Origin of the sequence: Methylobacterium sp. Leaf399, assembly GCF_001424525.1 — a bacterium.
Taxonomy (GTDB): Bacteria; Pseudomonadota; Alphaproteobacteria; order Rhizobiales; family Beijerinckiaceae; genus Methylobacterium.
Window position 1 is genome coordinate 524,807 of record NZ_LMQK01000001.1, and the last position, 20,489, is coordinate 545,295.

General features: G+C 72.0%; 19 protein-coding genes. 13 read left to right on the forward strand and 6 right to left on the reverse strand.

What is annotated here, in order from left to right; all coding sequences use genetic code 11:
* Nucleotides 1-12 precede the first annotated feature (12 nt).
* From ASG40_RS02465 to ASG40_RS02475, 3 genes are all read left to right on the forward strand, one after another.
* The gene (locus ASG40_RS02465) at nt 13-2,091 is read left to right on the forward strand and encodes an ATP-binding protein (protein ID WP_055879920.1); all 2,079 of its coding nucleotides are present in this window, start codon (nt 13-15) and stop codon (nt 2,089-2,091) included.
* 168 nt (nt 2,092-2,259) lie between these two features.
* Nucleotides 2,260-2,763, forward strand: a complete 504-nt coding sequence (locus ASG40_RS02470) for an HAD domain-containing protein (protein ID WP_156387514.1) — start codon at nt 2,260-2,262, stop codon at nt 2,761-2,763.
* A gap of 341 nt (nt 2,764-3,104) precedes the next feature.
* Complete coding sequence (locus tag ASG40_RS02475; protein ID WP_156387515.1) at nt 3,105-3,851, forward strand: hypothetical protein; 747 nt, start codon at nt 3,105-3,107, stop codon at nt 3,849-3,851.
* Nucleotides 3,852-3,949: 98 nt separating this feature from the next.
* Here the strand turns inward: ASG40_RS02475 and ASG40_RS02480 are convergent, their stop codons facing one another.
* Both ASG40_RS02480 and ASG40_RS02485 read right to left on the reverse strand, forming a co-directional pair.
* Nucleotides 3,950-7,087, reverse strand: a complete 3,138-nt coding sequence (locus ASG40_RS02480) for an efflux RND transporter permease subunit (RefSeq protein WP_055879929.1) — start codon at nt 7,085-7,087, stop codon at nt 3,950-3,952.
* Between the two features lie 15 nt (nt 7,088-7,102).
* Entirely contained in the window at nt 7,103-8,317 is a 1,215-nt protein-coding gene (locus ASG40_RS02485; RefSeq protein WP_055879932.1) for an efflux RND transporter periplasmic adaptor subunit, read from the reverse strand.
* 232 nt (nt 8,318-8,549) lie between these two features.
* Here ASG40_RS02485 and ASG40_RS02490 point away from each other — a divergent pair, with 232 nt between their 5' ends.
* The 3 genes from ASG40_RS02490 (at nt 8,550) to ASG40_RS02500 (ending at nt 10,581) form a co-directional block, all read left to right on the forward strand.
* Nucleotides 8,550-8,732, forward strand: a complete 183-nt coding sequence (locus tag ASG40_RS02490; RefSeq protein ID WP_055879936.1) for a hypothetical protein — start codon at nt 8,550-8,552, stop codon at nt 8,730-8,732.
* 100 nt (nt 8,733-8,832) lie between these two features.
* Nucleotides 8,833-10,101, forward strand: a complete 1,269-nt coding sequence (locus ASG40_RS02495; protein WP_055879939.1) for an adenosylmethionine--8-amino-7-oxononanoate transaminase — start codon at nt 8,833-8,835, stop codon at nt 10,099-10,101.
* 87 nt (nt 10,102-10,188) lie between these two features.
* Complete coding sequence (locus ASG40_RS02500; RefSeq protein ID WP_055881159.1) at nt 10,189-10,581, forward strand: response regulator; 393 nt, start codon at nt 10,189-10,191, stop codon at nt 10,579-10,581.
* On the opposite strand, the gene ASG40_RS02505 is transcribed toward ASG40_RS02500, so the two are convergent.
* Nucleotides 10,559-11,233: an HAD family hydrolase gene (locus tag ASG40_RS02505; protein WP_055881161.1), complete on the reverse strand. Its 675-nt coding sequence runs from the start codon at nt 11,231-11,233 to the stop codon at nt 10,559-10,561. The two genes, ASG40_RS02500 and ASG40_RS02505, sit on opposite strands and share 23 nt — an antisense overlap.
* A gap of 191 nt (nt 11,234-11,424) precedes the next feature.
* Between ASG40_RS02505 and ASG40_RS02510 the strand changes: the two genes are divergently transcribed.
* Both ASG40_RS02510 and ASG40_RS02515 read left to right on the forward strand, forming a co-directional pair.
* The gene (locus tag ASG40_RS02510; protein WP_055879942.1) at nt 11,425-11,778 is read left to right on the forward strand and encodes a hypothetical protein; all 354 of its coding nucleotides are present in this window, start codon (nt 11,425-11,427) and stop codon (nt 11,776-11,778) included.
* Between the two features lie 139 nt (nt 11,779-11,917).
* Nucleotides 11,918-12,475 carry a DUF4337 domain-containing protein gene (locus ASG40_RS02515; protein ID WP_055879945.1) on the forward strand — a complete coding sequence of 186 codons (558 nt, stop codon included), beginning with the start codon at nt 11,918-11,920 and terminating at the stop codon, nt 12,473-12,475.
* Between the two features lie 39 nt (nt 12,476-12,514).
* Here ASG40_RS02515 and ASG40_RS02520 read toward each other — a convergent pair whose 3' ends face one another.
* The gene (locus ASG40_RS02520; RefSeq protein ID WP_055881166.1) at nt 12,515-15,952 is read right to left on the reverse strand and encodes an acyl-[ACP]--phospholipid O-acyltransferase; all 3,438 of its coding nucleotides are present in this window, start codon (nt 15,950-15,952) and stop codon (nt 12,515-12,517) included.
* A 363-nt stretch (nt 15,953-16,315) separates the two neighbouring features.
* Between ASG40_RS02520 and ASG40_RS02525 the strand changes: the two genes are divergently transcribed.
* The gene (locus ASG40_RS02525; protein WP_244472255.1) at nt 16,316-16,801 is read left to right on the forward strand and encodes a TetR-like C-terminal domain-containing protein; all 486 of its coding nucleotides are present in this window, start codon (nt 16,316-16,318) and stop codon (nt 16,799-16,801) included.
* Here ASG40_RS02525 and ASG40_RS02530 read toward each other — a convergent pair.
* Both ASG40_RS02530 and ASG40_RS02535 read right to left on the reverse strand, forming a co-directional pair.
* Nucleotides 16,798-17,745, reverse strand: coding sequence for an ABC transporter ATP-binding protein (locus ASG40_RS02530; RefSeq protein ID WP_055879960.1), 948 nt, complete (start codon nt 17,743-17,745; stop codon nt 16,798-16,800). The genes ASG40_RS02525 and ASG40_RS02530 overlap by 4 nt on opposite strands.
* A gap of 31 nt (nt 17,746-17,776) precedes the next feature.
* A complete protein-coding gene (locus ASG40_RS02535; protein ID WP_055879962.1) occupies nt 17,777-18,073 on the reverse strand; it encodes a hypothetical protein in 297 nt (98 codons plus the stop codon).
* A 268-nt stretch (nt 18,074-18,341) separates the two neighbouring features.
* Here ASG40_RS02535 and ASG40_RS02540 point away from each other — a divergent pair, with 268 nt between their 5' ends.
* The 4 genes from ASG40_RS02540 (at nt 18,342) to mepA (ending at nt 20,479) form a co-directional block, all read left to right on the forward strand.
* Nucleotides 18,342-18,680, forward strand: coding sequence for a DUF2293 domain-containing protein (locus ASG40_RS02540; RefSeq protein ID WP_055879966.1), 339 nt, complete (start codon nt 18,342-18,344; stop codon nt 18,678-18,680).
* A 90-nt stretch (nt 18,681-18,770) separates the two neighbouring features.
* A complete protein-coding gene (locus tag ASG40_RS02545) occupies nt 18,771-18,980 on the forward strand; it encodes a TOBE domain-containing protein (protein ID WP_055879968.1) in 210 nt (69 codons plus the stop codon).
* A 5-nt stretch (nt 18,981-18,985) separates the two neighbouring features.
* Nucleotides 18,986-19,501: a hypothetical protein gene (locus ASG40_RS02550; protein ID WP_055879972.1), complete on the forward strand. Its 516-nt coding sequence runs from the start codon at nt 18,986-18,988 to the stop codon at nt 19,499-19,501.
* A 48-nt stretch (nt 19,502-19,549) separates the two neighbouring features.
* Nucleotides 19,550-20,479, forward strand: coding sequence for a penicillin-insensitive murein endopeptidase (gene mepA, locus ASG40_RS02555; protein ID WP_055879975.1), 930 nt, complete (start codon nt 19,550-19,552; stop codon nt 20,477-20,479).
* Nucleotides 20,480-20,489 lie beyond the last annotated feature (10 nt).

The following is a 20,489-nucleotide window of genomic DNA, read 5'->3' on the forward strand; positions in this document are numbered from 1 at the left end:
GCCGAACCCACGTTGACCGCCCCTCCCCGTGCGCCCGACTTCCGCCTCGCCCTCTACGAGCTGAGCGACAGCCTGGGCGATCTCGACGACACGGCGGCGATCTCCTACGCCGCCGGCGCGGTCCTAGGGCGCTGGCTGTCGGTGAGCCGGGCCGGTTACGGCACCATCGACCGGGTCGACGAGACCATCACGATCGAGCGCGACTGGAATGCGCCCGGGATCGTGACGATCGCGGGGACGCTGCACTTTCGCGACTACGGCTCGTACATCGACGACCTCAAGCGCGGCGAGACCGTGGTCTGTGCCGACGCCTTCGGCGACCCTCGCACCCGCGACCGCGCCGACGCGCTGGCCGGGATCAGCGCCCGGTCCTTCATCAACATGCCGGTGACCGAGGGCGGCGGCTTCGTGGCGCTGCTCTACGTCAACCACGAGAACGCCCGCGACTGGAGCGCGGACGAGCTCGATTTCATGCGCGAGGTCGCCGCGCGGACCCGCACCGCCATCGAGCGTCGCCGCGCCGAGCGCGAGCTACGCGCCCTGGCCGCCTCCCTGGAGAGCCAGGTCGCCGAGCGCACGGCCGAGCGCGACAGGGTCTGGCGCAACTCCCGCGACCTCCTGGTCGTCATCGGGGCGGACGGGGTCTTCCGCGCGGTCAACCCGGCCTGGACCGCGATCCTCGGCCACGCGGCCGAGGAGGTGGTGGGGCATAGCTTCCTCCAGTTCATCTGGCCCGAGGACGCCGCCCTCACCCTCGACGGGCTGGTGACCGCCGTGGGCCGCAGCGACCTCACCAGCTTCGAGAACCGCTACCGCCACAAGGACGGCACCCCGCGCTGGATCTCCTGGCACACCTCCACCGAGGGCGATGTCGTCTACGCCTACGGCCGCCACGTCACCGCCGAGAAGGAGCAGGCCCAGACCCTGCGCCTGACCCAGGAGGCCCTGCGCCAGGCGCAGAAGATGGAGGCGGTGGGCCAGCTCACCGGTGGCCTCGCCCACGACTTCAACAACCTGCTCGCGGGCATCACCGGCAGCCTCGAACTGGTGGAAAAGCGCCTCGGCCAGGGCCGGCTCGACGCGATTCCCCGCTACATCGACGCCGCGCAGGGGGCGGCCAAGCGGGCCGCGGCCCTGACCCAGCGCCTGCTCGCCTTCTCGCGCCGGCAGACCCTCGACCCGAAGGTGATCAACCTCAACCGCCTGGTGGCGGACATGGAGGACCTCGTCCGCCGCACGGTCGGGCCCCAGGTCACCCTGGAGGTGGTGGGCGCGGGCGGCCTCTGGCTCGTGATGGTCGATCCCAACCAGTTCGAGAACGCGCTGCTCAACCTGTGCATCAACGCCCGCGACGCCATGCCCGGCGGCGGGCGCCTGACGGTGGAGACCGCCAACAAGTGGCTCGACGACCGCGCCGCGGCCGAGCGCGAGCTGCCCCCCGGGCAATACGTCTCGCTGTGCGTCACCGACACCGGCACCGGCATGACCCGCGACGTGATCGAGCGGGCCTTCGACCCGTTCTTCACGACCAAGCCCCTGGGCCAGGGCACCGGGCTCGGCCTCTCGATGATCTACGGTTTCGTCCGCCAGTCGGGCGGGCAGGTCCGGATCTATTCGGAGGTGGGCGACGGGACGACGATGTGCCTCTACCTGCCGCGCCACCTCGGCGAGGGCGAGGACACCCCGAGCAGCCCCGGATCGGGGACCGACGGCCTCGTCGGCCACGGCGAGGTGGTGCTGGTGGTGGACGACGACCCCACCGTGCGCATGCTGGTGGTCGACGTGCTGATGGACGGCGGCTACGCGGTGATGGAGGCGGCCGACGGCCCCGCCGGCCTGCGCCTGCTCCAGGGCGAGGCCCGCATCGACCTCCTGATCACCGACGTCGGCCTGCCCGGCGGCCTCAACGGCCGCCAGGTCGCGGACGCCGCCCGCGCCCTGCGCCCGGGCCTGAAGGTGCTGTTCATCACCGGCTACGCCGACAACGCCGTGGTCGGCAACGGCCACCTCGACCCCGGCATGCAGGTGGTGACCAAACCCTTCACCATCGACGCCCTGCGCGACAAGATCCGGGAGATGATCGAGGAGTAGAGGCGCGGGTGCGGACGGCGGCCCCCGGCCTCGGGCACGTTCGCGCGGGCGCCCGCCTTCGCGGCAGCGGCCGGGGCGGGACGGCAATCGACGCTGGACGGCAGCGGGGTTGCGCGCTAGCCGTGCGCCGGCGGATGCAGGGTCGCTTCGCGGGACGGGATGGGTTCCTTGAGCGAACGGAGCGGGACGGAATCCGCCACGGTCTACCTCGACGTGGACGGCGTGGTGACGACGGCCGGCTATCAACGGACGGCGGGCAAGGACAACCTCGATCCGGCCCAGGTCGCCCTCGTCGCCGCCCTGGTGCGGGAGTTCGACGCCAGGGTTGTCGTGTCGTCGACGTGGCGCGTGGCCGACTGCCGCCCGACGCTGGTCGAAGCCGGCCTGCCGGCGGACTGCTTTCATCCCGACTGGCGGACGGCCATCCTGCCGGCGAGCCGGGACGCCCGGACCGGCGACATGCTCCCGGCCGAGCGGGCCGGGCGCGGCGACGAAATCGCCGACCACGTGACCCGGAACCGCATCACGCATTATCTCGTCCTCGACGACGTCGAGGTCGGGCCTCTCCATGCGGGCCGGCACGTCCGGCCCGATGCGGAGTTCGGGCTGTCCGATGCGGATGATGTCCTGGCCCGTCGCATCCTGAGCGAAAGGCCGCGCCGCGACGGCTGATGCGGTTTGCCGCTTGCATCAAGCGTGGACCGTATCACCGAGCCCGCGCGGCGCTCGAGCGAAGCCCATGTCCGCATCACGACGTGATCAACCGGAAATGGGATGATGCGTCGAATCGGCTCACGCGGATCATCCGCTGCTTTACGGTTTCGCAGCCATTGAACTTTTCCCGGCTACGGGTCATTCCATGACAGTGGGATGACGAATTCGTCGTGCCGCTCCCGACATCGACAGGGTCGCTTTTCGACCCGCGCCGGACCCGCCCGTCCGGCACCTCCATGCGCCGCCCCCGTGCGGCTCGTGCGGGCGCGTCGCGTCGGATCGTCGACCGGCAGGAAGGAGTGGTTGCGATGTTCGGACTCAAAGATCGGATCGATCCGTCGCGCCCTTCGCTTGCCGCCCTCGGCATCGTCGAACGGTCGGCCGCCAGGGGCCATGGCGCCCTCGTCGCCACCGGCTGGGCCGAGATCGGGTTCGGGTACCACGGCACCGTCCACGCGCATCCGGACCATCCGGACGTGGTCGTGCGCTTCGCCCGCAAGGCCGATGGGTTCGGCGACTACGCCGCCCTCCTTCGCAGGGGCTTTGCGGGGTCCGACGGGCCGCACGCTCCGCGCGTGCACGATCTGCACGTCAGCCGCTGCGGCGCCTTGATGACCGTCGGCTCGCGCCTGACCAATCCGCCGGCGCAGGTCTGGTGGCTGGCCTACGCCCACGCCGTCATCGCGGACCACCCCGGCGTCGCGATGGACGAAGGTGTGCGCGAGCGCTTCAAGGTGGAATGGCCCGCGCACGAACCCCGGATCGATCACGCGAGCTTCGATGGGATTCGGGAAACCTTCCGGGACGCATGGCCCGGATACGAAGCCTTTGTCGCCACCCTGCGGGCGGCGTCGCCCCGTGGCCTCGACCCGAACGTCGGGAACGTCCTCGTCGGATGCGACGGCAGTCCCGTGGTCAACGATCCGCTCTGCGACGACGGGTTCGGCCTGTGGCGCTCGCCCGTTTCGCGCCTGCTGACACGATACGCGGATACAGCGCGTCGTCTGGCGACAGAAGCACTGGGTCGGGCACCCGCCACCGCCTAGTCACGCAGCCGGTCGAGGCGGCCCCTTCCGACGTGACACAACCCCGAACCGACACGGCCATTCGCCGAATCTAAGCCGCGGGCGCATCCGCCCACCCCCTACTCCGCCGCCACCCGCGGCGAGATGCGGCCGTCGTTGGCGGGCGGGCCTGGAAGGGCGAAGGGCTCGCCGGCCTCGGGTTCGTCCTTGGTCCCGATGAAGCGCGAGAACAGGCGCACGATCAGGCGGGAGAGGTCGTCCACCAGCACGAAGATCGCGGGCACGAAGATCAGAGAAAGGCCCGTCGAGACGATGAGGCCGCCGATCACCGCGATGGCCATCGGGGCGCGGAACTCGCCGCCGATGCCCAATGCCATCGCCGAGGGCACCATGCCGGCGGCCATGGCGATGGTGGTCATCACGATGGGCCGGGCGCGCTTGCGGCCGGCGTCGATGATGGCGGTGGCGCGGTCGACCCCGGCCGCCATCTCCTCGATGGCGAAATCCACCAGCATGATCGCGTTCTTGGTCACCACGCCCATCAGCATCAGGATGCCGATGACCACGGGCATCGAGATCGGCTTGCTGAAGATCAGGAGGCCGAGGATGGCGCCGCCGATGGAGAGGGGCAGCGAGAACAGGATGGTGAGCGGCTGCAGGAAGTTGCCGAACAGCAGCACCAGCACCCCGAACACCATCATCAGGCCGGCGCCCATGGCCAGGGCGAAGCCTTCGAACACCTCGCCCATCACCTCGGCGTCGCCGGTCTGGCGCAGGGTGACGCCCGGCGGCAGGTTCTTGGCGGTGGGCAGCGCCATCACCGCCTCGATGAGGGAGCCGAGCGCGTCCGAGCCCTGCATGTCCGCCTCCAGTGCCACGCGGATGGCGCGGTCGTAGCGGTCGATGGCGGTGGGCCCCTGGCCGAGGCTGATGTCGGCGACGCTCGCCAGCGGCACCGCCGCGCCGGCCTTGACCGGCACCTTCATGGTCGCGATCTCGGCGAGGTCGCCGCGCAGCCGTTCGGGCAGCTGCACCCGGATCGGCACCTGGCGGTCGCCGGCGTTGAACTTGGCGAGATTCGCGCCGATGTCGCCGATGGTGCCCACCCGCACCGTCTCGGCGATGAGGTCGGTGGAGACGCCCAGATCCGCCGCGACGCCGGCCTTGGGCCGGATGCGGACCTCGGTGCGGTCGAGGGGGGCTGTGGACATCACGTTGACGAGGTGGGGCACCCCCGCCGCCTCGCGCTGCAGCTGGGCGGCGGTGTCGGCCACCACCAGCCGGTCGGGGCCGGCCACCACCAGGGTGAGGTCGCGCTGGCCGCTCTCGCGCAGCGCCCAGAACCGGATGTCGGGCGTCTCCCTCAGGAGGGCGCCGATCACCACGTCCATCTGCTTCTGGGTGCGGGCGCGGGCGTTCTTCGGGGTCAGGTTGATGGTGAAGGTGGCGAGCCGCACCTCCTTCTTGCCGGGCAGCTGGCGGCCGCCGTCCACGAACACGCTGCGCACCTCCGGCAGGCCGCGGATGCGCTCGACGAGCCCGTCGGTGACGCGGGTGGTGTCGGCCAGGCGCGCGCCGGGGGGAAGCTCCACCACGAAGATGGTGCGCGCCGCGTCCTCCGCCGGCAGGAAGCCGGCCGGCAAGAGGGTGGTCGACCAGATCGAGACGGCAAAGCAGCCGAGCCCCACCACCAGCGTCACGAACTTGTGGCGCACCGACCACGCGACGATGCGGGTGTAGCCGCGCATCACGAAGCCCTCGCGGGTGTCCTCCGGCCCGTGGTCGCGCAGGAAATAGGCGGCCAGCAGCGGCGTGATCAGGCGCGCCACCAGCAGCGACATGAACACCGCGGCCGCGATGGTGAGGCCGAACTGCTTGAAGTACTGCCCGGCGATGCCGCTCATGAAGGAGACGGGGGCGAAGATCGCGATGATGGTCGCCGTGATGGCGATGACGGCCAGCCCGATCTCGTCGGCGGCCTCCAGCGAGGCGCGGTAGGCCGATTTGCCCATGCGCATGTGGCGCACGATGTTCTCGATCTCGACGATGGCGTCGTCGACGAGGATGCCGGTGACGAGGGTGATGGCCAGCAGGCTGACGGCGTTGAGCGAGAAGCCGAGCGTGCTCATGACCCAGAAGGTCGGCAGCACCGAGAGCGGCAGCGCGATCGAGGCGATGAGCGTGGCGCGCCAGTCGCGCAGGAACACGAACACCACGACGACGGCGAGCAGCGCCCCCTCGATGAGGCTCAGCATCGCCGAGTGGTAGTTGCCGACCGTGTTGGTCACCACCGTGTCGATGAGGTCGAAGCGCACGCCCGGGTTCTTCTCGGCCAGCTCCGCGATCTTCCGGGCCACCGATTCGGCCACCTGCGCGTCGCTGGCGCCGGTGGCGCGCGAGATCGCGAAGGCCACCACCGGCTCGCCGTTGAAGCGGGCGAAGGTGCGCGGCTCCTCCGAGCCGTCGACCAGGGTGGCGAGTTCGTCGAGCCGGACCTTGCGGTTGCCCGGCACCACGATGGAGGTCTCGGCCAGGGTCGCCAGGCTCGCGGCCCCGCCGAGGGTGCGGATCGACTGCTCGAGGCCGCCGACCTCGCCGCGCCCGCCGGCCATGTCGGCGGAGGTGAGGCGGACCTGCCGGTTGACGTCGGCCGCGGTGATGCCCAGCGCCAGCAGCCGGTCGGGCTTCAGGATGACGCGGATCTCGCGGGCGACGCCGCCGAGGCGCTCGACGCCGCCCACCCCCTTCACGCCCTGGATCTGGCGGGCGACGACGTCGTCGATGAGCCAGGACAGGTCCTCGGGCGTCATCGCCGGCGCCGAGGCGCCGTAGACCATGATCGGCAGGCCGGCGATGTCGACGCGGCTGACGATGGGCTCGTCGATGGTGCGCGGCAGGGTGACCCGGACCTTGGCGATGGCGTCCTTGACGTCGTTCACCGCCCGGTCGGTGTTGGTCTCCAGCCGGAACTCGATGGTGGTGGTCGAGGTGCCCTCGGCGATGGCCGAGGTGATGTGCTTGACGCCCCTCACGCCGGCGACCGCGTCCTCCACCACCTTGGTGACCTGGGTCTGCAGCTCGGAGGGGGCGGCACCGGCCTGCGTCACCAGGATCGAGACGATCGGGATGTCGATGTTGGGAAAGCGCGTGATCGGCAGGCTGCGGAAGCTGACGATGCCGAGCACCACCAGGACCAGGAACAGGACGATCGAGGGGATGGGCTTGCGGATCGCCCAGGCGGAGACGTTGAGGCGCATGGCGTCAGATCCCGCTCACTTGGCCGCCGTGTCGGCAGAAGGCTTGGCCGCCGCGTCGGCGGCCACCGCCGCCCGGACCATCCGGATGCGGTCGCCGTCGCGCAGGAAACTGCTGGCGCGCACCACCACCGCCTCGTCGGCCTCCACGCCCGAGCGCACTTCGAGCAGGCCCTTGGCCGAGAGGCCGGGGACGATCTTGCGCGCCTCGACGCGGCCGTCCACGGCCACCAGCACGCCGGCGCCGCCGTCGGCCCGGTAGAGCACCGCCGAGAGCGGCACCGTCACGCCCTCGCGCCGGCTGACCTCGACCCGGCCGCGGGCGAAGGCGCCGATGCGCAGGCCCGGATCGGGATCGAGGCTGATGCGGACCTTGCCGAGCCGGGTGGCGCGGTCGATCTCGGGGTCGATGCGGCGGACCCGGCCGCCGAGGGTGCGGCCCTCGTCGAGGTCGAGGCGGGCGGGGTCGCCGACCTCGAGCCGGGGCATCGCGGTCTCGGGCACCTCGCCCTCGAGCTCGATCTCGCCCCGGGCGATCAGGCGGAACAGCGGCTCGCCCACGGCGGTGGCGGTGGCACCGACCCGGGCGGTGCGGCGGTTGACGATGCCGGCTTCGGGTGCGCGGATTTCGGTGCGGGCCCGCCTGAGGGCGATCTCGCTGGCCTGGGCCCTGGCGGAGGCGAGCTCGGCTTCCGCCAGTTGCAGGCCGCCGCGGGCGGAGGCGAGGCGCCCCTCGCCGGATTCGGCGGCCGAGACGCGCTGCTCCAGGGTGACGGCGGTGGCGTTGCCGGTCTTCACGAGCGACCGCGCACGCTCCAGGGACAGGTTGGCCTCGGTCTGCGCGGCCTGCGACTGCACGATCTGGCTGCGGGCCTGGACGATGGAGGCCTCGGCCTTGGCGATGGCGGCGCGGTTGGCCGCCTCCTGCGTCTCGACCATCTCGCGCGAGAGCCGGGCCAGCACCTGGCCCTTCTCGACGCGCGCGCCCTCCTCGACCAGCAGTTCGGTGATGCGGAAGCCCTCGACCTCCGGCGCCACCAGGATCTCGTCGCGGGCCACCAGGGTGCCGGTGACCACGGCCTCCTCCACCAGTTCGCGCCGGGCGGCGGGCGCCACCGTCACGGCGGGCGCCAGGGCCGCGGCGTCCGGCACCGTGGAGGGCTCGGCCGCAGCGAGGCCCGCCGATCCGAGGACCGACGCGGCGAGGGCGAGGACGAGGCGGGTGGCGTGCATCGGTTGTCGGGGCCCGGCGGACGTGTGGACTCGGGGACGGACGCGTCGCGCCGCTGCCCCCCGAGCACCCAGCGGTGCCCGGCAAGGCCGGCGTTTTCAAGGCCCCGAGGTTTCCGGACCGTTGCGCCGTCGTCGCATGGCGGCCCGGACGGCGGCATCGTCACGGACTGCAACCGGGGGCCGCGTCCGGCGTTGACCGTCCAGATATCCACCGGGTGAAGGCGGAGCGGACATGACCATCTACCAGATCAAGCAGACCACCAGCGGTGCCGTGCTCTGGACCGGCCAGGCGAGCGACGCCGATTCGGCCCTCGACGCGATGGCCCGCGAGGCCGGCTACACCCACTTCAGCGCCCTGCCCGATCAGATCCGCGCGAGCGGCGTGGTCGCCACCGAGCTGACCCAGCTTCGTTGACGCGGGGGCTTCGGCCTCCGTCGACCATCCTCCCCGGGACCGCAGCCCACACGGCTGCGGTCTCTTGACGTGCTCGGGACGGGCGCCCATTCCGGCCGCCATGGCCCGTCCCTCCACCGCCCTGTGGCGGCCCTACACGCAGATGCAGACCGCGGCGGCGCCGCTCGAGGCGGTGCGCACCCACGGGTCGCGGATCGTTCTCGCCGATGGGCGCGAACTCGTGGACGGCATCGCCTCGTGGTGGACGGCGGTCCACGGCTACAACCATCCCCACATCCACGCCGCCGTGGCCGACCAGCTCGCAGCCATGCCGCACGTGATGTTCGGCGGGCTCAGCCATGCCCCGGCCGAGCGGCTGGCCGCACGCCTCGCCGCCCTGCTGCCGGGCGACCTCGACCACGTCTTCTTCACCGATTCGGGGTCCGTCGCCGTCGAGGTCGCCCTCAAGATGGCCGTCCAGATGTGGACCAACCGCGGGGTGGCCGGACGGACGCGCTTCCTCGCCTTCCGGGGCGGCTACCATGGCGACACCATGGGGGCGATGTCGGTGTGCGACCCCGTCGATGGCATGCACCGCGCCTTCGGCGACGCGGTGCCGGCCCAGGTCTTCTGCGACCTGCCGCGGTCGGAGGTCGAAGTGGAGGCCCTCGACCGGACGCTGGCGGCCAACCGCGAGACCCTGGCCGGGGTGATCGTCGAACCCCTGGTGCAGGGGGCCGGCGGCATGCGGATGCACGCCCCGGAGGTGCTGGCGACCGTCGCCCGCCTCGCCCGGCGTCACGGGTTGCCCCTGATCTGCGACGAGATCTTCACCGGGTTCGGCCGCACCGGCACCCTGTTCGCCTGCGAGCAGGCGGGCGTGGTGCCCGACATCCTGTGCCTGTCGAAGGCGCTCACCGGGGGCACCATGGCGCTGGCCGCCACCGTGGCGCGCACGGAGGTGTTCGAGGCGTTCCTGTCCGACGATCCCGCCCACGCGCTGATGCACGGCCCGACCTTCATGGCCAACCCGCTGGCGTGTGCGGCGGCCAACGCCAGCCTCGACCTGTTCGAGACGCAGCCGCGCCTCGACCAGGCCGGTACCATCGCCCTGCGCCTCGCCGAGGGGCTGGCGCCCCTGTCCGGCCTGCCCGGCGTCGTCGACGTGCGCGTGCTGGGCGCCATCGGCGTGGTGCAGTTCGCGGCTCCTCCGGATCTGGCCGACCTCAAGGCCCGCTTCGTCGCGCAGGGCGTCTGGGTCCGGCCGTTCGGCGACATCGTGTACCTGACCCCCTCGCTCGCCATCCCCATGGCCGACCTCGACCGTCTCGTGGCGACGGTGACGCGCGTGGTGCGGGACGTCGTCGGCGAGGGAGGGCTGCAACCCTGACCGGCCTCGGTCGTTGGGTCACTGACACGCCGCGCGGTGCGCCCTCGCACGCCGCCGGCGCCGATACCCTTCGCAAAGAGGACGGCTATCGTGGTGGAACAGACGACAGGCCCGGCCGGCGACCGCCCGGTGATCCTCCTGGTGGAGGACGAGGCGCTGACGATCATGGATCTCGCCGACGTCCTGGAGGATGGCGGCTACGACACGGTGCAATGCGCCTCCGCCGAGCGGGCGCTCGGCATCCTGCAGGCGAGGCCAGACATTCGCGGCCTCGTCACCGACGTCGAATTGTCGGGCAAGGTCAACGGGTTCGATCTCGCCACCGCCGTCTCGGAGGCGCGGCCGCACCTGCCGATCGTGATCGTCTCGGGGCGGGCCGCACCGGACCCCGAGCGGATGCCGGACGGCGCCCACTTCATCGCCCGTCCGTGCACGGGCGAGGACATCCTGCACCAGATCAGGCGACTGATGCCGTGCTGAGGGCGCCGGCCCGCGTCACGATCCCGTCCAGGTCGCGGTGGTCGCGGTAGATCGGGACGGCGCCGGCCGCCGCGAGGTCGGCGCCGGAGCGGTCGTGACTCCAATGGCCGCCGCCCGTGAAGCCGGCCACCCGCATGCCCGCCGCCCGTGCCGCGATCACGCCCGGCACGCTGTCCTCGATCACCAGGCAGGCGGCCGGGGCCACGCCCATGGTCGCGGCGGCGTGCAGGAACAGGTCGGGGGCCGGCTTGCCCCGCGCCACCATGGTCGAGGAAAAGATCCGTCCCTCGAACAGGGGCAGCAGGCCGGTGAGGCCGAGGGAATGGCGCAGCCGCACCGGATCGCTGCTCGATGCGACGCAGAACGGCAGGGACAGCGAGGAGACCGCACCCGCGATTCCGGGCATCGGCGTGAGCCGCGCGTCGAACGCCGCCAGGATGTCCGCCTTGAGCCGAGGGAGGAACCCCTCCGGCGCGGCGATGCCGGTATCCTGGGTGACCGCGGCCATGATCGAGGCCATCGACATGCCGGCGAACCGCGCCCGCACGGTGTCCACGTTGATGGCGACACCGATGCGGTTGAGACCGGCCGTGAGGCAGGCGAGACTGATCGGCTCGCTGTCGATGAGCACGCCGTCGCAGTCGAAGACGATCAGGGCGAGGGGGGCATGACTGTCGGGAGCTCGGCCCTTGAGAGCATGGCGGTCGCCTGTCGTCGGTGTCGCTGGTGGTCCACTGTCCCGCATGCCGCCCCTGTGGCATGGCTTGCGCGCACCCCGCAACCGCAGCCCGATGCTGCGCTCCTCATCCCGTCACGGCCGAACCGGCAGGGTCTTCAGCCGCCATGCTCCGCTTTCTCCTCCGCGCCCTCGGCCTCGTCATCCTGGCCGCGGGCTTCGTCTGCCTCGTCTATGACGGCGCCCGTTCGGTGGCCAACAACGGGTTGCGCGTCACGACCCTCGGCGAACTGCCTCTGACCACCCTGGCCACGCCGCTGGCCAACCTCAAGACCGCGATCGAGGGCATCGCGCCCTGGCTGTGGCAGGTGATCCTGCTGCCGCTCGGCGTCGCCCCCGCGGCACTGATCGGGCTGGTGCTGGGCGTGATCCTGCTCTGGATCGGCCAGCCCCTGCGCGAACCCGCCCGCTCCTACGGCCCCGTCCCCGCCGGGCGCCGCGGCGGGCCTGCGGGACCGTAACCCGCGCGACCGTGCCCGCGCGACCGTGCTCGGTTGAGCGCGAGCCGGCTCGCCGTCACGCACGACGTAGACGAGAAACGGTTGCGCTCGGGCCTCCGATCGGTTGTCTCTCCGCCGCGAACGAATCACGGGAGGAACCATGTCGGGTCACGGGGCCGTAGACGGCGCGAACAAGAAGATCGCGTTGCTGATTTCGGTGCTGGCGCTGTTCCTGGCGCTGGCGGAGACGCTGGCCAAGGGCGCGCAGACCGAGGCGCTCAGCGCCAACGTCGAGGCCGCCAACCAGTGGTCCTTCTTCCAGGCGCGGACCATCCGCGGCACCATCCTGCGCAGCGCCGACGAGACCCTGGTGCTCACCGCGCCCGGGGGCGCCGAGACGGAGGCGGTCAAGGCGAAGCGGGCGGAATGGGCCAAGACCCTGGCGCGCTGGGAGTCGGACCCCGCCTCCGGCGACGGCCGCAAGGAACTGCAGGAGAAGGCACGCGCCTCGGAAGCGCGCCGCGACCTCGCCCTGCACCGCTACCACCAGTACGAGATCGGCTCGGCCGCCTTCCAGATCGGGATCGTGCTGGCCTCGGCCCAGGTCATCACCGGCATCGCGGCGCTCGGCTTCCTCGGCGGCGGCCTCGGGGTGATGGGCCTCGCGCTCCTGGGCTTCGGCCTCTACGCGCCGCACGCCCTGCCGTTCTTCCACTGACCGCGCGAGAGGGACCGCCTCGGCCCCCTCTTACCCCCCTCACGCCGCCGCGGTGGCCTGGCCCTCGGCGCGCTCGCGGGCGAGCCGGGTGACGGTCACCTGGTCGACCTTGCCGGTGCCGAGCATCGGCACCTTGTCGACGACCACCACCTCGGCGGGAATCGCGATCTCGGTGGCGCCCTTGCCCTTGGCGAAGGCCTGGTAGTCGGCCCGCGTCGCGCCCCTCGACTCGGTGAACAGGATCAGCCGCTCGCCCTTGCGCGCGTCGGGCACCGCGGCCACCGCGCTCGGGGCCTGGGGCCAGAGTTCGGCGGCGAGCGACTCGATGGCGGCGAGCGACACCATCTCGCCGGCGATCTTGGCGAAGCGCTTGGCCCGGCCCTTGATGGTGACGAAGCCGGCCGCGTCGATGGTGACGATATCGCCGGTGTCGTGCCACCCGTCCGCCGGCGGCTCCAGCACGCCCGGCTTCTCGGCGCGCAGGTAGCCGAGCATGACGTTGGGGCCGCGCACGAACAGGCGCCCGCCCTCCTCGATTCCCGGCACCGTCTCGAGCCTGGATTCCATGCCCGGCATGATCCGCCCGACGCTGCCGAACTTGTTGAACATCGGCGTGTTGAGCGCCAGCACCGGGCCGGTCTCGGTGACGCCGTAGCCTTCGAGGATCCGCAGGCCGAATTTTTCCGCATAGGTGCGCCGGGTCGATTCCTTCACCGGCTCGGCGCCGGCCAGGATGTAGCGCAGGGAGCGCAGGTCGTAGGCATGCGCCGCCCGGGCGTAACCGGTGAGGAAGGTGTCGGTACCGAACAGGATGGTGCTGTTCGAGCCGTAGATGAGCTCGGGCACGATCCGGTAGTGCAGCGGCGAGGGGTAGAGGTAGACCGGCACGCCCGAGACCAGCGGCAGCACCAGCCCCACCGTCAGCCCGAAGGCGTGGAAGACGGGGAGCACGTTGAAGACCTTGTCGGTGCGGCCGAAATCGATGCGCGCGGCGGCCTGGGCGGTGTTGGCGAGCATGTTGCGGTTGGCCAGCACCACGCCCTTGGGCGTGCCCTCCGAGCCCGAGGTGAACAGGATCGCGGCCGGGTCGTCGCCCTTTCGCGCCACCAGGGGCTTTCGCTTGGCCAGGATCCCATTGGCGAGCAGGCCGCGCAGCTTGTCCGTGGTGGAGATCGTGGCGCGCACGTCTTCGAGGTAGACGAGCTTCACCGCACCCTGGATCGCCTCGACCAGCCCCCCGAGGCGGGCCTTCTCGATGAAGCCGCGCGAGGTCAGGATGGTGGTGACCTGCGCCGCCTTGCAGGCGGACAGGATGTTGGCGGGCCCGGCCGAGAAGTTGATCATCGCCGGTACCCGGCCCGCCGAGGCCAGGGCGAAGAAGGTCACCGCCGCGCCGTTGGCGTTGGGCAGCATCAGGCCGATGGGACGACCCTCCGGCGCCAGCGGCATCAGTTTGCGGCCGAGCACCGTGGCCCCCATCACGAGGCGGGAGTAGGAGAGCTTGCCGGTGATCGGGTCCTCCACCGCGGTGCGGCCCCAGCCGTAGTCCTCGCCCGCCGCGATCAGCGCTTCCATCAGGCCGCGGTCGATCGGCGTGGTGTCGAACACGAGGTTCGACATGATGCCGTAGAGGGCGGCCCCCGCCGCCTGCCGGCGGTTCTTGCCCTTGAGGGCGGGATCGACCTCGAGGCGCACCGGCGGCATCACGGTGACGACGATCTTGGGCCACCAGCGCCCGCGCACCTGGTCCCGCGACAGGCGGGAGAAGATGGTCTTCTCCGGTCCCTCGATGCGCACCGGCACCACCATGGCGCCGGACTTGTCGGCGATGAGCCCGGCCCCGTCGTAGACCTTCATCAGGCTCCCCGTCACCGTGAGCCGGCCCTCGGGGAAGATGATCAGCGTCTCGCCGTTCTTGACGGCGTTGATGAGGGTGCGCGTGCCCATGGGCTTGGTCGGATCGAGCGGCATCGCCTTGGTGATCCGCAGGAACGGCTTCACCCACCAGCGCTGCGCGATGCCGTGGTCGATGGCGAACACCGGCTCCTGGTCGAGGAGCGACAGGGCCAGCGGCGCATCGAGGAAGGAGACGTGGTTGAGGGCGATGATCGCGTTGGGGCCGGCGGCCTCCACGTTCTCGAGGCCGCGCACCTCGAGGCGGTAGAAGGCGCGGAACAGGATCGAGAGGAAATCGCGAAACGCGCTGGTGGGCATCACCATCAGGATCACCGCGCCGGCCACGAGGTTGAGCACGGAGATCAGCGCGAACAGGGCGGCCATCGACCAGCCCGCGCCCTGCAGGGCGGCCAGCGCCAGGGTGCCGCCCACCATGAAGGCGGCGGTGAGCACGTTGACGGCGCCGATGACGCGGGCGCGCTTGTCCTTGTCGGTCCAGGCCTGCACCGCGGCGAAGGAGGGTACGATGTAGAGGCCGCCGGCGATGGCCAGGCCCACGAGGTCGATGGTGACGCGCAGGCCGGTGCCCGTGGCGAGGAAGGCCTGCGCGCCGACGAGTTCGCCGCTGCCCGGGGGGAGGTGCGACAGCGTCCAGGCGAGGTCGAGGCCGAACAGGCCCATCAGCACGGCGCCGATCGGGGTCGGCAGCAGCACGATGCGCCCGCTCGCCAGCCAGGAGGCGAGGCCCGAGCCCAGCGCGATGCCCACCGAGAACATGGCCAGCAGCAGCGTCACCACCGTCTCGGAGCCGTGGAGGCTGTTCTTGACCATGACGGGCAGGAGCGAGAGCACCACCGCGCCCACCAGCCAGAACCAGCTTACGATGAGCGAGCCCCGCCACAGCCGGGTGTCCGACCACAGATCGCGCAGGAGGTCGCGGGTCGAGCGGGCGATGTTGGGGTCGATCACGAGATCGGGCGCGCCTTCGCCGGTGCGCGGGATGCCGCGGGCGCAGAGCCAGCACAGGATCGCGAAGGCCATGATCATCACGCCGAAGGCGGCGGGCTCGCCGCCCATGGCGGTGGCCAGCCCGGCGACGATGGTGCCCAGCAAGATCGCGAGGAAGGTCGCGCCCTCGATGAGCGCGTTGCCGGCCGGCAGTTCGGCCCGCTTCAGGTGATCGGGCAGGATGCCGTACTTGATGGGTCCGAACAGGGCGGCGATGGCGCCGAACAGCCCGAGGGCCACGAACAGGACCGGAACCGAGTGGAGGTAGAAGCCGAGCACCGCGGCGCCCGCGGCGAAGATCTCGGCGAACTTCAGGCGCTTGGCGACCACCGCCTTGTCGTAGCGGTCGGCGAGCTGGCCGCCGAGGCCCGACAGGATGAAGAACGGGCCGATGAAGACGGCGCTGGCCAGGGTGACGAGCATGCCGGGGGACGCGCCGTCGCCGCCCTGGCTGACCTTGAACAGGATCAGGAACGCCAGGGCGTTCTTGAGGAAGTTGTCGTTGAAGGCGGAGAAGAACTGGCACCAGAACAGCGGCGCGAAACGGCGCGCGGTCATCAACGAGCGGAACATGGCATTCTCCTCCGGCGGGAGCATGACTGCCCGCCACATAACGAAGCGTCAAATTCGGGCCTGCGCGGCTCATTTCGGGTGAGCCCGGCCGCCATCGCTTTGAACGACGTGCAAATCATGGCGTTGTTTTATACGCCGTGCAATCTTGATCCGGGGGGCGCCGGGCCCCTAAGCCGCCGGCTCCGTGCGGCGCCGCACGGCCGGGCGGGAGGGACGAGCGCGGTGACCGAGCCAACCCGAAGCAGAACGACGGCGCGGCGCGGCACCGGCCCGCGCGGCGAGCACAGCCGCGAGGAATTCTCGGCCCTCGTCACCAAGGCGGCAGAGGGGCTGGTACGGACCGAGGGCCTGCGCGGCCTCGGGATGCGGCGGCTGGCCGCCGTGATCGGCTACGCCCCGAACTCGATCTACAACGCGGTCGGCGACCTCGACACGGTGGTGATGCGGGTGAACGCCCGCACCCTGGCGCGCCTGCACGCGGCCCTCGTCGCCTCGGTGGACGCCGGAGCGACGCCCCGCGCCAACGCCCTCGCGCTGGCCGACACCTACCTCGCCTTCGTGGCCGCCGACCCGCAGGTGTGGAGCCTCGTGTTCGAGCATACCCTCGCCCCGGATTCGGCGTTCCCGGAGTGGTATGCGGCGGCCCTGGCCCAGGCCACCGACCTCGTCGACCGGGTCCTGGCCCCGATGATCCCCGATGCGACGGAACGGCGCCAGGCGGTGGCGACCCTGTGGGCGGGGCTGCACGGGCTGGCCTCGCTCTCGACCTCGCGCAAGCTCGCGGTGCTGACCCCGGAGCCGCCCCGCGACCTGGCACGGCTGCTGGTGGGGCGGTTCCTGGGTCCCTAAACGCCCGGGCCCGGCACCCGCGCCGCGGCCCGGATCGCTTCGATGTCGAGCCGGGCCGGCGCGTCCAGACCGGTGACCGCGAGGCGGGATGCGCCGGTGGCGAACAGCAGCGCCAGGGCCTCCTTCAGCGAGGCCTCCCCCGCGATGGCCGGGGCGCCGGGGGCGTCGCCGGGACTCGCGCAGGCGGCCACCGTGACGAGGGCGAGGCGGCGCAGCACCCGGTCCTCGCCGAGGAAGGCGGCGACGCCCGCGTCGGCGGGGGCGGCCAGCAGCGTCAGGGGCGCATCGGCCTGGGCGATCCGGCCCTCGCGCATCACCACGACCCGGTCGGCGAGCCGCATGGCCTCGTCGAGGTCGTGGGTGACCAGGATCACGGTCTTGCGCAAGCGACGCAGGATGGCGCCGATCTCCCCCTGCAGGCGGTCGCGGGCGGCCGGATCGACCGCACCGAAGGGCTCGTCCATCAGGAGCACCGGCGGGTCGGCGGCCAGCGCCCGCGCCACGCCGACCCGCTGGCGCTGGCCGCCGGAGAGGGCGTCGGGCCGACGCCGGCGGTACTGCCCGGGATCGAGGCCCACGAGGTCGAGCATGGCGTCGACCCGCGCCTCGACGCGGGCGCGCGGCCAGCCCAGCAGGACGGGCACGGTGGCGACGTTCTGCGCGACGCTGCGATGGGGAAACAGCCCGACCCCTTGCAGCACGTAGCCGATGGAGCGGCGCAGGACGACCGGATCGACCTCGGCCACGTCGCGCCCCGCCACCCGGATGCGACCGGCATCGGGTTCGACCAGCCGGTTGACCATGCGCAGGGTGGTCGACTTGCCGCAGCCGGACGGGCCGATCAGGGCGCAGGTCGTCCCCTCGGGCACGGTGAGGTCGATGCCGTCCACGGCCGGGCGCTCGGCGCCGGGATAGCGCTTCGAGACGGCCTCCAGGCGGATCACGGGGGCGGACCCGACCGGACGGCGGCCCGGGTCAGCAGCCCTTGCAGATCGAGCCCATGGTGGTGCGCATCTTGGCGTCCCAGGCCTTGTCGCGGGCGGCGGCCTCGCGCTGGGCCTTGAGCATGGCGGCCTCGGTCCCGGCCTTGGAGAACGGGGCGCCCTTGGCGGCGGTCCGCTCGGCGGCGCCCGGCGGCTTGGTGACGCCGGTGGCGGTGACGGCGCGCTGCCCGCCCGCGGGCCGGGCGGCGGGATCCTGCGCCATCGCCCCGGACGCGGCCGAGCCGGCAACCAGGACGATCAGGGCGAGGAGGGCGGCGGCTTTGGCCATGGCGGTGTCCTGGAAGGGGGGAGGCAAGGCGGTGGCGAGAGCGCGCCACCGGCCCACGCCACCGGCCGGCGGCGGGAGCCGGCGCAGTGTGGCAGAGATGATGAAAGGATCCGCCCAGCGATACCCACCACCCGGCCGGCGGACAACCGCCGGCGGGCGACCCTTTGCATCCTCCGCCGTTAGCCGACACAGATGGAAAGATTGTGGCCGGGCCGGATCGCCCGGGCCCGCAAGGCCGACCGAGCGTGGCCGATGGAGGACGCCGCCGATGCATCGACCCGACGGCCCGACGCGGCGCGAGGCCGTGGCCGCCGCCCTCGCACGCCTCGCCCCGCGCCTGCCGGCGTTCGAGGCGGGGGCGGTGCTCGACCGGGTGCTGGCGAGCCCAGGCCTGCGCCGGGGCCGTCCGGAGGCATCGGCCTGGCTCGGCCTCGTCGCCTATGCCCGCCACGTCTGCACCGACTACGACGACCTCCTCGACGAGGGCTACGACCGCGACAGCGCCCGTCACTTCGTGCGCGACGACATCAATGCCGCGCTGGCCGGCTGGGGTGTCGCGCGGCGGGTCAGCGGCGAGGAGACGGAGGACGGCGACGACCCGGCATGACCCGGTCGGGAGCCGCGACGCGGTCGCGCGAAGGCCGGTGGAGGTGTATGAGATCGGGCCGACATCAATCCCGGGATCGAGGTCTCCCTCATGCAGATCAGCGCACGCAACGTCATCAAGGGCACCGTGGTGTCGGTGGAGACCGGGGCCACGACCGCCCACGTCAAGATCGAGATCGCGCCCGGCCAGGTCGTCACCGCCGCCATCACCAACGACGCCGTGGCGAGCCTGAAGCTGGCGGTGGGCAAGCCCGCCTATGCCGTGGTCAAGGCCTCCGACGTCATGGTCGCGGTGGATTGAGGCCGATGCGCACCCGGCTCCTCGCCTGCCTCGTCGTCGTCCTCGCCGGGGTCGCCGCGCCCGCGGCGCGGGCGGGCGAGACCGAGGCCTGCGCCTCCTTCGACTGGCCGCTCCAGCGCGAGCTCGCGTGGTTCTCCGCGCCGGACCTGCCGCGCCTGGCCTCCGGTGCCACCCTGCCGCCGGAAATGCCGGGGGCGGTGCTCGCCCTGTCGGCCGAGGCCCAGGCGCGCCTGCCGCTCACGCCCTCGCGCGAACCCAAGCCCGAGACGCGCGGCGGCGTCCTCGAGATTCCCGCCCCGCTGATGCCGGGGATCTACCAGGTCACCCTCTCGGAAAAAGCCTGGATCGACGTGAGCCAGGACGGGACCACGACCCGCCCGCCGCTCGCCAGCACCCGCCGGCAGGGATGTCCCGGGATCGCCAAGAGCGTGCGCTTCCAGCTCGGCACCCGGCCGGTGACGATCGTGGTGAGCGGCGCCGAGGCCGACAGCATCCGGATCGCGGTGGCGCCGGCCGAGTGAGGCCGATGCCCTCGACGCAGCGGGCCAGGATGGACTAGCGTCCGACCCATGATCCGATCCCCCGCCTTCGCCGCGTTCCTCGCCCTCGCCGCCCTCGTCCCGTCCCCGGCCGCACTGGCCCAGGACCGCGGCACCCTCGACGCCAAGCCGCTGCCGCCGCTGGCCAATCCCGACGATCCCTCGACCCCCGCCAAGGCCCTGTTCGGACGCGCCACCAGCCCGGCCCCGGGGCCGGAGGCGGCCTACGGTTCCTATGCCAGGGGCTGCTTTGCCGGGGGCGAGGCGCTGGCGGTGGACGGCCCGACCTGGCAGGTGATGCGCCTGTCGCGCAACCGGATGTGGGGCACCCCCCACCTCGTGGCGTTCATGGAGCGCCTGGCCGCCAAGGTGCCGCGGGTCGGCTGGCCAGGCCTGCTCGTGGGCGACATGTCGCAGCCCCGCGGCGGCCCGATGCTGACCGGCCACGCCTCGCACCAGCTCGGCCTCGATGCCGACGTGTGGCTGACGCCGATGCCCGACCGCCGCCTGAGCCGGTCCGAGCGCGAGGAGATGTCGGCCACCAACGTGGTGCGGCCCGACCGCCTCGACATCGATCCCGGCGTGTGGACGCCCGAGCACCTCAAGCTGATCCGGCTCACGGCGCAGCAACCCGAGGTGGCGCGCCTGTTCGTCAACCCGGCGATCAAGAAGGCCCTGTGCCGCGAGGCCGACGGCAACCGCGGCTGGCTCTCCAAGGTGCGCCCGATGTACGGGCACAACTACCATTACCACATCCGCCTCGCCTGCCCGGCGGGGGCGGCGCAATGCGAGGACCAGGCCTCGCCGCCCGGCAGCGACGGTTGCGGCGAGGAGCTCGCCTATTGGTTCAGCGACGCGGTGCTCAACCCGCCCAAATCCACCAAGCCGGGCAAGCCCAAGCCGCCGATGACCATGGCCGCGCTGCCGCCGTCCTGCCGGACCGTGCTCAAGGCCCGCTGAGGGACCGGGC